The sequence below is a fragment of the Fibrobacter sp. genome, from assembly GCA_017503015.1.
Taxonomy (GTDB): Bacteria; Fibrobacterota; Fibrobacteria; order Fibrobacterales; family Fibrobacteraceae; genus Fibrobacter.
In genome coordinates this window covers 1-10,092 of record JAFVTX010000027.1, presented here as the reverse complement: position 1 = coordinate 10,092, position 10,092 = coordinate 1, and the positions used below count along the sequence as shown (strand labels likewise).

Here is a 10,092-nt window from a genome sequence, read left to right as displayed (position 1 = left end):
GTGGTAAGCGTAGCCGAACCAAGGCGGGGGTCCCCTATCAGTTCTCCCTTTTCTGCGGCGTCCGCTACCCCCTCTGCGGGGGACACCCCCGCAACGCCCCCGCTGTCGGAGTTCGAGGTTCGAGAAATGTCATCCTCGCTGTCATTCTGGAGCGAAGCGATAGAATCACGAGGATCCGCTTGAGAGGATTGAGGTTCAGATGTAGTGGGAACAAGACTATCCGCAGGGGCCTGCGCCGTAGAATCCTGGTCAGCCGTCATCTGCGACAGCAGACTGTCGGCAGGTTCTGCAGGCAACAGGGAAAAAGCGACCAACAGGATGGCCGCCACCTTCGGCATAAACCGCCTAGGCAAACCTTGCGGGATTGGCCACATACTTAGCCGCCACCTCTTGAGCCACGTATCCGGAACGCACCAGTTCTGCAAGGCTATCGTCCATCAGCATCATGCCTTCGGAAGCCGAAGCCGCAATGACCGACGGCAGCTTGAAATGGTCCCCCGTGCGGACACACATGGCCACGTTCTGGGAATTGAAAAGTACTTCCCAAGCGGCAACGGCACCGGAACCTTCGGCAGCTCCCGGAAGCAGGCGCTGCACCACCACCGCCTTCAGTACAGAAGAAAGCATGGTCCGGACCAAAGCCTTGTCTTCGGGTTTGGCGGCCGCCACAAGGGCGTCCAGGGCACCAGCGGAATTGCCGGCGGTCACGTTGCACACCACCAAGGCGCCAGCTTCGGCAGCCCGCAACATGGGCAGTAAAATACTAGAGTCAAAATCGCCCATCCACAGAAGGTCAACTCCGCTACGGATAGCCTGGTCCACTTTTTCGGCAACTCCACCCACGGAATCTTCGAGAATGAGGCTGCTCCCTTGCTTTACAGGAAGTTCCTGAGCCTTGTCCAAGAAACAGGCCCTTAAAATCTTGGATTCGCAAAGGGCGCCCACATAGGCCGTGGCGCTGGTGGTCTTGCCAGAGCAAGCCGGACCTGCAAAAAGCACCAGGCCTGAACTAAAGCCCAGCATATTTTCCAAAACAGGAGGAATTCCGAGAGAGGTAAAATCCGGGCACTCGTTCAAGAGCGGACGGAACACGGCCCCGTTGCCGAGAGCCTCACGAAAATACCGCACACGCCAGCGCATGCCCTGCCAAGGGCCGCCAATCATGGAGCCGGATTCCCCTTCCAGGGAGCCTAAAAATTCAGCCAGGGAACCAAAAGGAATAACCGGAGCGTCGGGAACGGCGCAGACCTGCCCCGCCAAGCGGATTGCGGGGGCAGCCCCTTCGGTTATAATCAGTTCGCTACTGCCGGTATTGACGGCATATTCCAAAAGAGATTCAATTTCTGCAGCCATCTTTATGCCTCCCCGCCTGCAGGATGATACGCCGCAAAGCGTCTAATGTCGTTTGCCCGTTTCCAGGCCTCTACACCGTCGATGTAACCCGCTTCCACGCATTTCTGCAGGGAATCGTCCAGAGTAACGCCCTGGTCCCGCTGGCTACTGATAGCGGCATTCAGCTGAGACAGATCGCCCTTGCGGATCATGCCCGCAATAGTAGGCGTCACCCGCACGGCTTCGGCGGCAAGAACCAGGCCCTGGTTGTCCACCACAGGAACCAAATGCTGCACGATAACGCCCTTCAGCTGGTCTGCCAGGGAACTGGCCAAAGAAGACCGTCCGCTTTCGGGAACAGAAACCAGGAGCCTCGAAAGCAGGGCGTGGATGTTGTTTCCGCGGGTAACGGCAAACACCAGAGCGCCAGAATTGGCGGCCTGCAAAAGCAGGTTCAGTTCGTCCACATTTTCCAGATGGTCAAAGCAAATCACGTCGGCACCGTCACGCATGGCAAGGGCGATACCGTCCATACCCGTACGGACATGGAGACCAACCTCTTTTTGCACCAGAGCACCACCGCCAGTCTGCAAGATTCTCTCGATGGGCCGTTCGATGGTCTGGATGTAGCACGGACGGTTTGCGGCAATGGTTTCGGCGAAGGCGTTCACCGTAGTGGTACGACCGCTGGCCGAAGGCCCAGCCACCAACACCAGGCCGCTGTTGAGTTCCGCAAACTGAGTGCAGAAAGGCGGCAGGTTCAAAGAATCCAGAGCCGCCGCCTCCGTAGGAATCACCCGGATAGACACGCTGGGAACGACCCCGTTCCAGGTTACGGAAATGCGGGCACGACCCACGCCGGCGAGAGCGATGGTCCTGCTGAAGTTCTTGCCTGCCACCACCTGGTAGCCGTCGGCAAAGCCTTCCGAGGCTTCGGCCAAAAGTTCAGAGATGCGGGTCTTGTCCACCACCTGTTCAGTAGCCGGGAACAGCGCACCGGACTGGCGCATGACCACCTGACGGTTTGAATAAAGGTAGATGTCCGTAGCTCCGTACTGGCGGGCAAAGGCAATCATCTTTTTCAAGGACATGATGGGGAGCAGAGTCTGGGGTGCTTCTACCGCCGTTCCCTCTCCAGAAGAAAGGGCGAACTGGCGGGGCAGTTCCTGCTCGCCTTCTTCGGCGGAATCTTCCCCTGTCTCTTCGGCAATGCTGATGGTCGAGATGCTTGTGGTTTCCAGACCGGACACCTTTTCTACCACCATGTTGGACGAAGATGATTCACCGTAAATGTTGTTGCCTTCTATCTGCAAGGCCGGTTCGTCATCGACGGGTTCGGCCACGGCGGGCTTTGCCTCTACAGGAGAGGGCTTGGGTGCCGGAACAGCGGCAGGAGCAGGCTTAGGTGCTGGTGCTGTCGGCTGGACCTGCGCAGGCTGGGCAGCAGCATTAGCGGCAGCATGCTTTGCTTCCAGGTTCTGCACAAAGGCAAGGACCTTCGCATACATGGCCTGCTGTAAAATACCCGCCTTGACCAGAACCTGGCCAATGTCCATAGATTCCGTAATTTCACCCCAATGGGCCTTGACCTGATCCTCCGTGACCACCTTGTTGTGGACGAGGACCTGTGCCATATACTGATTTCTCATAGGAAATCCCTCCGGCTGAACCACCAACTAGCGATGGCCAAGAAAACACCAACATAACCGATTGCGTAAACCGTATTCCAGAAAAGATACATGTCCGGCAAAGCAAGCCCGTGAACCACGTAGCTGGTCACATTGTAACGGTACAGTCCCGGGAACACGGCGTGAATCACCACGGCTAGCTTTTCAAGCAAGGCTGCAGAAGAGTCACTCACCTCGCGCATCTTGTTCACAAAACGAACTTGCTCCAGAAGTTGGCCGCTCAGATGACCCGCAAAATAAACGCCCAATGTAAACAACGCACTCAAAGTGGTCGAAGAAAAGCTACTGAACAGAAGCGCCACCGCAATCACTACCGCCAGCTCCCAGAAAATCAGGTAAATTGCCGTCAGCAAGCTTACCGTAGGTTCCGAATTCGTGAGGAACAAAATGGAGTAGTAGATGCAGGTGAGCAGCGCCAAATGGACGGCCACCACCGCCAACAGTCCAAGGTACTTGCCCACGATGAAGGTGGCGCGACTGATGGGCTTGGACAACAGGGTGAGAACCGTCCGCCTCTGGATTTCTTTTTGTACCAGGCTGATGCCCACGAAAATGGAAATCAAAAGACCCGAAAGGCTCATCACCGAAAGGGTGGTGGACTTGATGACGTATGCCCGGTCGAACACGGACCATTCGCCCAGCACGATGCTGAACAGGGCTAGGCCCACGGCCAAAAGACCGATATTGTAAAGAATCTTGTCGCGGATAGACTCGCGGAAGGTATTGAGGGCAATAATGCCGATATGCTTAAGCGTCTGCACGGGCAATCTCCTCGGTCAAAACATCTTCAAGGCTGGGACGCTTATGTTCCATGCGTTCCACAGCAATACTGTTATCCAAGCAATAGCGGAGTAAGCGATCACGAGCGACATCGTCGGCGCAGATAACCTCCTGGGGGTGCCCTGCCAGGGCGACGCCCTCGGGCAAGTCCTTGACGGCTATGGCCTCCCGAGTCCGCACGTGGTATTCGATACTGCAAGAATCCGTAATTTCATCCACGGTTCCTTCACGAACGATACGGCCGTCTACAATCATGGCCACCCGATGGCTGATGGATTCCACGTCACTCAGAAGGTGGCTGGAATAGAAAATAGTCACACCGTCCCGGTTCAATTCCAGAATGGCCTCCCGGACATCGCGGCGGCCCATGGGGTCAAGACCGCTCATGGGTTCGTCCAGAATCAACAGTTTGGGCTTGCCGAGAATGGCCTGGGCAATTCCCACACGCTGCATCATACCCTTGGAATAAGAGCGCAAACGGCGGTCAATCCAGTCCTTGTCGGCGTGGAGCAACTGCAACGCCCAGGTGATACGTTCGTTCAGAAGGTTCCCTTCTAGCCCCACCAGCTTGCCGTAGAACTGCAAAAGTTCCCGGCCGGTGAGATAGTCATAGAAATAAGGTTGTTCCGGAGAGTATCCGATAAAACGGCGGCTCTTGACATCGCGGGGGCTGATGCCGTTTACCAGCACCTTGCCGGAATCAAAATTCAAAAGGCCGGTCAATACCTTGATGGTGGTGGACTTGCCCGCCCCGTTGGGGCCGATAAAACCGTAAATCTGACCCGGTTCCACATGAAGGCATACATCCTTCAGCGCCAGTTTCGGTTTCATCAGGAAACCGCTCCTGTAGGTCTTGTGCAAATGCTCAATCTGAATCATACAACTACTCTTGCTCGTCCTTTTTTCCAAAAATCCGGTTTTCGGTCTCTTCTATTTCGCGACGGCGCTTGTCGGCACGAATCTTCTTGTTCACAAAGAAATAGATGGTGGCGCCAACAAGGTACACCGCAAGGCCCGAATAGAAGAAGGGGTTGATGGAGGTTCCTTCTAACCCCGGGAAAAGGTTCAACAAAACGCTATGGCCAAAAAGGCTCAAAATCACCAGCACAAAGCCCAAGCCACGCAGGACATAAGTCAAAACTATCAATTTGTTCATTGATACCTCAAAATGGTACTTTTCACCATTGAAAAATACACTTTTTGAAAGCGTTTAACATGTTTTCAATGTTTAATTTGATGTTTTTAAGTCAAATTGAACGATATAGGCGTCAATTAACCGAAATCTAGATGGCGGCTCATGGCCGCCATGACGTTTATTGGACTGCCACGACGTTATTCAGCGGCCATGACGTTTAATTGACTGTTTTGAACGACCCGTTTTTCATATCTGGGTTCGGCTACGACTAACTTCTTTGCCGTTTAGGCATTCACAGACAAACCTGTCGGCGCAGACCACCTCGTAGTCGGACCCGCCGTTGAACACATTAGCGTTGCCATATTCTTCGTGGAGTTTTTCCATGCGGACACGGCATACAAAGCTGCGGGACAGTTCAGCGCAGCACCCGACAATTTCATCGTCAGAAATTGACACTGCCTTGGATTTATCCTTGAGAATTATTTGGATTTCTTTGGCTGTGGTTGTCGAAAGCAGGAACACAATGTCGCCAAGAGTGTATTCCCGACAATCCTGGCTCAACAGGACCGAATCGACGTTATCCACCCAAAGCCTACCCGAAATGCTGTACTCGTGATCCATAGTGGAAATTTACTATTTTTTGCGAGAACAGGAGATGCCCGCCTACGCGGGCATGACATCAGCGAATGGCACGCGCACGCAAGACAATTACACCCGACCCGTATGCGAAACCGATAGCGAAACCGCTACCGCCCGAGCAGAGTTTGCCGGGGAAGTTAAAGCAGTTCCAGTCGCCGACCCGCGCGAACTTCGAACTCGTGAGCCCTTACGGGGCGGCGGGCGACCAGCCGAAGGCCATCGAAGAATTGACCGAAGGTTTCAAGCACGGCGAACAGTTCCAGACGCTTCTTGGCGTCACAGGTTCCGGCAAGACGTTCACCATGGCGAACGTCATCAAGAACGTGGGCAAGCCGACGCTGATCCTCACGCACAACAAGACGCTGGCGGCGCAGCTCTACCAGGAATTCAAGGCGTTCTTCCCCCACAATGCGGTGGAATACTTCGTGAGCTATTACGACTATTTCCAGCCCGAAGCCTATATTCCGCACACGGACACCTTCATCGAGAAGGACGCGAGCATCAACGACGAAATCGACAAGCTCCGCCTGCGTGCCACCGCGAACTTGCTCACCCGTCGCGACGTGATTATCGTCGCCTCCGTGAGCTGCATTTACGGTTTGGGTAGCCCCAGCGAATATTTCGACTTGATGGTGCGTATCAAGAAGGGAGACGTTTACGACCGGGACAAGATTCTGCACGACCTGGTGCGCATTCAATACACGAGAAACGATTTCAGCCTGGAACGCGGCAGCTTTCGCGTGCACGGCGACGTGATTGAAATCCACCCGAGCTACGACGAAGAAGGACTCCGCATCGAACTTTTCGGCGATGAAGTGGACAGGCTCGTTCGCTTCAACATCATTACCGGCGAAGTCACTCAGGAAATGGATGAAATGACCATCGCTCCGGCAAAGCACTTCGTCACGAAGGAAGAAGGCCGCGCGGGAATCTTGCAACGCATGCAAGTGGAACTGACCGAGCGTCTTGCGGAACTCGACAAGGAAGGCAAGGTGCTGGAATCGGCCCGCCTCAGCAGCCGCACCCGCTACGACATGGAAATGATTCGCGAGACCGGCATGTGCAGCGGCATCGAGAACTACTCCCGCATTATCGAGAACCGCGCCCCGGGTACACGCCCGTTTACGCTCATCGATTACTTCGGCGACGACTGGCTCCTGATGGTGGACGAATCCCACGTGAGTATTCCGCAGGTAGGCGGCATGGCCGAAGGCGATAAGAGCCGCAAGACAACGCTGGTACAGTACGGGTTCCGCCTCCCCTGCGCCTTGGACAACCGTCCGATGAACTTCGCCGAATTCGAGTACATGTACCCGAAGCAGGTGCTTTTCGTGTCTGCAACTCCCGGCGATTACGAACTTACCAAGACGGGCGGCGTGGTTACCGAACAAATTAACAGACCTACTGGACTCCTGGACCCGAAAATCGAGATGTTCCCCATCAAGGGCCAGATGGACGTGCTCTTGTACCGCATTGAGGAAGTCGTCAAGAACGGCGACCGCGTACTGGTCACGACGCTTACCAAGAAGATGGCGCAGGACCTTACCGACTTTTTCGTGGAAGCGGGCATCCGCGCGCGTTACCTGCACAGCGACATCAAGACGCTGGAACGCCACGAACTCATCCGGGGACTCCGTACCGGAGAATTTGACGTGCTGGTGGGCATCAACCTGCTGCGCGAAGGCCTGGACCTGCCCGAAGTGAGCATGGTGGCCATACTCGACGCCGACAAGGAAGGGTTCCTCCGCAACTACCGCAGCCTCATCCAGACGATGGGCCGCGCGAGCCGTAACGTGAACGGCACCGTACTGCTTTTTGCCGACAACATGACCGACAGCCTGGAAAAGGCCGTCACCGAAACAGCTCGACGCAGGGCCGTACAGGAAGAATTCAACAAGGAACACGGCATTACGCCGAAGTCCGTGACTCGCAAACTCGAAGACGACCTGAGAATCGCGGACCCCCTTGGAATCGACGGTGACGATTCCGTCGATGAGGACGAGGAGATCCCCGCCTTCGCGGGGATGACAAATGGGGAACCGGGCATCCGGCCGATGGAACCGCTGCAGCCCTCCAGCAAGACCAAGAAGAAGGGGGTTAGAGGCTCGAGGCACGATGTAAGAATGGAGATCCCCGCCTCCGCGGGGATGACAAGTTCGCTGGAAGACCTGGAACGGCAGATGAAGGAAGCCGCCGCGCGCCTCGACTTCGAGGAAGCGGCGCGGCTGCGGGACATTATCCGGAATATGCGTTAGGGACAGTGACCCCGTAAGGGGACGAGACCGGACAACGGACGGGCTCGGTGAGGCAGGGCGGGGAGCCCTGACGAGTATGGCCCGACCCGCCCTTCGCGATGAATTGCACCAAACTTTGGGGCGGGGAACGCCAAAAAAAGGCGTTTTTCACGAAAAATTCGCTTTTTCGTTTGCTTTTTCGGCCATTTTTGTTTATTTTCAAAGGCAGAAAACTTTTTATGAGGAAAACATCATGAAATTCCAATTCGTAAAATCCATCCTTGCGTGTTCCGTTTTCGCGCTGGGTTCCGTCGCTCTCACCGCCTGCGGTGGCGACAGCAGTTCTAGTGCAGATGAAGGCGACAGTTCCTCTTCTGCAGAACCCCTGGTTCTGTCTTCCGTTTCGGAAACATCTCCGTTGGATGCAGGTTCTAAAGTTGTTGCCGCTGCAACCGCCGACGGACAAGGAGGCTACTACCTATCCCTCAGCGGCATCATCAAGACCGACAGTGAAATGTTCCCCGACCCCGAAGGCTATGATGGTGAAGACCCCGTTTACTACAATATCGACAGCCTTCAGTTTGATGTGGGCGACAAGGACGGCAACCGCGTTTCCCTCCCTGTCAACCTTAAGCAGGGTGCATCCCTTGGAAAGGAAAGCATCAACCTGATCAGCGTCATTGACGAAATTCCCCTTGACCAAGACGCCACCTGTGGCGACAAGTTCACTCTCTACGTCACAATCTTTATGAGTGGCGATACCGAAGACACCAAGCAGTACGCCTACACCGCCCGCCTGACTGGTGATTTCTCCATACCTTGCAAGGTTATCGAATCCTCTAGCGCGGCTGCCACCTGCACTGAGATGGAAAAGGTTGGTCCGGTTACCCTTTCCAACAAGCTTGGAAGTAGCCAGGACGCCATCAACTTTGCTACTGGAACCGCCGATAGCCCCGATGTGACCATGACTATTGAAGACGGCACTCCCTTCTTTACCGCCTCCGCTGGCGTAGAAATCGTTCGTGAAGGCTCTCAGGAAACTGGCGTTATCCCAGAAGGGCAGGTCTGCATGGAAAGCTTCTCCGAGGCCTACAATGGCAAAGACAACCACATGGAACTGGAACAGATGGGTTGGTATCTCATCAAGACCGCTTCTGGAACATACGCCGTCATGATTGACTCCTTCATGAAGCAAGATGAAGCCAAGGGAGACCTGACCATCGTCTACTTCAAGAAGAAATAGTTCTTAAGGCCGCCTTTTAGCGAAGCTCTCCCCTGTGGGAGGGCTTTTCTTTTACAATAAAAAAACTAAATTTGCGCCGTAAACATTAAAACGGAGTAAACTATGCTCAAGAAGCTTTCCAATTTCCCCGGCATCAAGGGCCCGGTCGTAACCATCGTGATGGATGGTTTTGGTATCACCGATAAGGTCGAAGGCAACGCCATCAAGGCCGCCCGCACCCCGACTCTCGACAACCTCTTCAAGATGTACCCGAACGTGCTTTTGAAGGCTCACGGTCGCGCCGTGGGTATGCCGACCAACGAAGACATGGGTAACTCCGAAGTGGGCCACAACGCCATCGGTGCGGGCCAGGTGTACAACCAGGGTGCTGCCCTCGTGCAGGACGCAATCGTCTCCGGCGACATCTTCGGTCGCGACGCCTGGAAGGAAATCGCCGGCAACGTGCGTGACCACGGTTCCGTGCTCCACTTCATCGGCCTCTTCAGCGACGGCAACGTTCACTCTAACATTTCTCACCTCAAGGCCATGGTCGCCCAGGCCAAGAAGGAAGGCCTCAAGAAGGTCCGCGTGCACATTTTGCTCGACGGTCGTGACGTTCCGGAAACTTCCGCCCTCGATTACGTTGGCCCGTTCGAAAAGTTCCTTGACGAACTCCGCAGCCCGGAATTCGACGTCTGCATTGCTAGCGGCGGTGGCCGTATGCAGATTACCATGGACCGTTACAACGCCAACTGGAAGATGGTGGAGCTGGGCTGGAAGACCCACGTGCTGGGCGAAGGCCGCTACTTCGACAACGCCACCCAGGCTATCGAAACCCTCCGCGGCGAAACCAAGGCTATTGACCAGGACCTCCCGCCGTTCGTGATTGCCAAGGACGGGGCTCCGGTCGGTACCATCAACGACGGCGACTCCGTGGTGTTCTTCAACTTCCGTGGCGACCGCGCCATCGAAATCACCCGCGCCTTCGAAGAAGAATCCTTCAACGAATTTGACCGCAAGCGTTTCCCGCATGTCTGCTACGCCGGCATGCTCCAGTACGAC

At 55.3% G+C, this 10,092-nt stretch carries 10 protein-coding genes; 3 read left to right on the top strand and 7 right to left on the bottom strand.

Annotation, left to right across the window (positions count from 1 at the left end; translation table 11 throughout):
- From IKB43_05145 to IKB43_05115, 7 genes are all read right to left on the bottom strand, one after another.
- The coding region (locus IKB43_05145) for a hypothetical protein (GenBank protein ID MBR2469526.1) at positions 1 to 338 on the bottom strand (338 nt) is incomplete at its 3' end.
- A gap of 7 nt (positions 339 to 345) precedes the next feature.
- Positions 346 to 1,353: a Flp pilus assembly complex ATPase component TadA gene (tadA, locus tag IKB43_05140; protein ID MBR2469525.1), complete on the bottom strand. Its 1,008-nt coding sequence runs from the start codon at positions 1,351 to 1,353 to the stop codon at positions 346 to 348.
- A 2-nt stretch (positions 1,354 to 1,355) separates the two neighbouring features.
- Positions 1,356 to 2,981: a Flp pilus assembly complex ATPase component TadA gene (tadA, locus tag IKB43_05135; protein ID MBR2469524.1), complete on the bottom strand. Its 1,626-nt coding sequence runs from the start codon at positions 2,979 to 2,981 to the stop codon at positions 1,356 to 1,358.
- Positions 2,978 to 3,781, bottom strand: coding sequence for an ABC transporter permease (locus tag IKB43_05130; GenBank protein MBR2469523.1), 804 nt, complete (start codon positions 3,779 to 3,781; stop codon positions 2,978 to 2,980). Before IKB43_05130 ends, tadA (IKB43_05135) begins: the two co-directional genes overlap by 4 nt.
- Complete coding sequence (locus IKB43_05125) at positions 3,768 to 4,679, bottom strand: ABC transporter ATP-binding protein (protein ID MBR2469522.1); 912 nt, start codon at positions 4,677 to 4,679, stop codon at positions 3,768 to 3,770. The genes IKB43_05130 and IKB43_05125 overlap by 14 nt, the downstream gene beginning before the upstream one ends.
- Before the next feature lie 4 nt (positions 4,680 to 4,683).
- Complete coding sequence (locus tag IKB43_05120; protein MBR2469521.1) at positions 4,684 to 4,956, bottom strand: hypothetical protein; 273 nt, start codon at positions 4,954 to 4,956, stop codon at positions 4,684 to 4,686.
- 225 nt (positions 4,957 to 5,181) lie between these two features.
- Positions 5,182 to 5,556: a hypothetical protein gene (locus IKB43_05115; protein ID MBR2469520.1), complete on the bottom strand. Its 375-nt coding sequence runs from the start codon at positions 5,554 to 5,556 to the stop codon at positions 5,182 to 5,184.
- 65 nt (positions 5,557 to 5,621) lie between these two features.
- Here IKB43_05115 and uvrB point away from each other — a divergent pair, with 65 nt between their 5' ends.
- The 3 genes from uvrB to IKB43_05100 form a co-directional block, all read left to right on the top strand.
- Positions 5,622 to 7,829, top strand: coding sequence for an excinuclease ABC subunit UvrB (gene uvrB, locus IKB43_05110; GenBank protein ID MBR2469519.1), 2,208 nt, complete (start codon positions 5,622 to 5,624; stop codon positions 7,827 to 7,829).
- A 232-nt stretch (positions 7,830 to 8,061) separates the two neighbouring features.
- Entirely contained in the window at positions 8,062 to 9,051 is a 990-nt protein-coding gene (locus IKB43_05105; GenBank protein ID MBR2469518.1) for a hypothetical protein, read from the top strand.
- 102 nt (positions 9,052 to 9,153) lie between these two features.
- The coding region (locus IKB43_05100; protein ID MBR2469517.1) for a 2,3-bisphosphoglycerate-independent phosphoglycerate mutase at positions 9,154 to 10,092 on the top strand (939 nt) is incomplete at its 3' end.